Source organism: Kitasatospora sp. NPDC001159 (genome assembly GCF_053598235.1).
In genome coordinates, this window is the sequence record NZ_JBSFJV010000260.1 from 1 (window position 1) to 2,058 (window position 2,058).

Genomic DNA, 2,058 nt, shown 5'->3' on the forward strand with positions numbered 1-2,058 from the left:
CGACACCAGCACCCTAGGAACCCAGCCCACCCGAGACGGCAGATACCTATGCCAAACCACCCAAAAGGTCACTCATTCCGAACTGCACCCAACGGCTTTTGTGGAACGCGGACACCGTTGTTCGTCCAGCGCCTCAGCCTCGCCACCCGATCGCGCCAGTCCTGGCCGCCAGGGTGGTTCGCGGTACGGCCGGGGGATCACTGTTAGCCGATCAGCCGAGGTAGGGGTAGGTGCCGGCAAGGTAATCGCCGATCTGCTGGCGCATGCTGGGGTGGATGTCGTACTGGTCGAGGTCGGCGGGGTGGACGAAACGGACGCCGTCGGCCTCGTCGTTGATCGCGGGCTCGCCGCCGATGGGGCGGCCGATGTAGGCGTTCTCGTACTGCTGGCGGATCTCGCCGTCGGTGTACGCGACGATGTGGTTGGGGTTGGTGTAAACGCCGAGGAAGCCGGTGATCTCAGCGATGATGCCGGTCTCCTCCAGGCGCTCGCGCACGGCACACTCGGCGGCAGTCTCACCGATGTCCTGCGCGCCGCCGGGCGGAGCCCACTGGCCGGTGTCCCGGCGGCGCTGGAGCAGGATCGCGCCGTTGTCGTCGACGACGAGCAGGTTGCTGGCAGGGATAAGGGTGTTGGCCTTGGGGGCGTTCGGGTCGTTGTAGTACTCAGTCCTGCCCATGTGCGGTGGACCCCTCCTGGTCAGATGGTGGGCACCGGCCTACCGGCGTTCAGCGGCGAACCGTTCCAGAGTAGGGAAGGCGCCGGTGTCGATCGTGTTGGACAACTCATACTGATCAAGTCCCATCGTGAACAGAGCGCGGCGGTACTGCCACTTGATGTGCTTGTCGTGCCGTGCGGCGTCGGTGGGCCGCATGAGTGCGAGGAAGAAGAAGCATTTGACGAGCAGAAAGTCGCCCAGGTGCTCGCTCACGCGCCGCCCGATCAGGGATGCGGTGGTCTCGTCGAGTGCGGCGGTGTAGGCGGCGCGCTGCTCCGGGGTGATCGTGTAGCCCTTGCCTCCGCCCTTGAAGGCCACGATGTCGAGCGCAGGGTAGACGTCGTAGCCGAGCGGGACCGGTCCGTGATGCTGCCAGTCGATGACCCCAGCCCGGAGGGCGTTGGGCAGGCCATAGTCCAGGTGTCCGTGCACCATCGGAAGTTGAGCCAGCCGGTCGAGGGCGTGCTTGACCGCCTCGTGAACCCGCGGGTTGTCGAAGTCCGGGTTCTCCTCGAAGACCTCGGGTGCGAAGGCCGCCCTCTCGAACCACGGTGTCGAGGGCAAGGGGTGCCTCGCCTGGGCCTTCAAGAGACACGACGCGACAGCAGCAGCCGTGCTGATCACCTGGTAGCTGACCTGCCCGTCTCGCCTGGCATCGGCCAAAGCCTCCTCGTGCAGCGAGGTATCACCGATGGCTCGCTCGACGACGAAGTAGCTTCCGCCTTCGGACCCGCTGTCGACGATCTCCGGGACGGGGTAGCCCAGGCCGGCGGCCACCTGCTGGAACTCGCACTCCGCCCGCAGGTCCTCGCCGCCGATTCGCTTGTAGAGCAGGCCGTCGGCTGACCTCAACACCGTGCCTTCAGCGGCGGTTCTTGCCTTCACAAACTCCCAGTCGCTCATCCATCCATCCTTCCGTAGCGCCGAGTTGGCGTGGAGCAGGTACGACCGTGTCGGGCAGGTCGCGTGCGGCTTGGCCGGCCCCGGGGGGAAAGGGCGATTGGCCCCGTCGCCGCCCGACCGGTGTGCCTGCATCGGTCGGGCGGCGTTGACGGGCACGCAGCGAGCGGTCAAGGTCAGCGGGCTGGACGAAGCGGACGCCGTCGACGCATCGTTGATCGTGGGATTGCCGCCGATGGGGCGGTCGATGTAGGCGTTCTGGCACTGCATGCGGATCTCGCCGTCGGTGCACGTGACGATGCCGTCAATGCTCTCGCAGAATTGAGCACGCAGCGGTACATCGGAGTTGGGTGCAGTTCGGAATGAGTGACCTTTTGGGTGGTTTGGCATAGGTATCTGCCGTCTCGGGTGGGCTGGGTTCCTAGGGTGCTGGTGTCGGG

2 protein-coding genes are annotated in these 2,058 nt (G+C 65.9%); both read right to left on the reverse strand.

The annotated features are described in order from the left end of the window. Positions 1–211: 211 nt before the first annotated feature. Positions 212–679 carry an NUDIX hydrolase gene (locus ACWC9T_RS41685; protein WP_449826231.1) on the reverse strand — a complete coding sequence of 156 codons (468 nt, stop codon included), beginning with the start codon at positions 677–679 and terminating at the stop codon, positions 212–214. 39 nt (positions 680–718) lie between these two features. After that, entirely contained in the window at positions 719–1,888 is a 1,170-nt protein-coding gene (locus ACWC9T_RS41690; RefSeq protein WP_449826232.1) for a phosphotransferase, read from the reverse strand. Positions 1,889–2,058 lie beyond the last annotated feature (170 nt).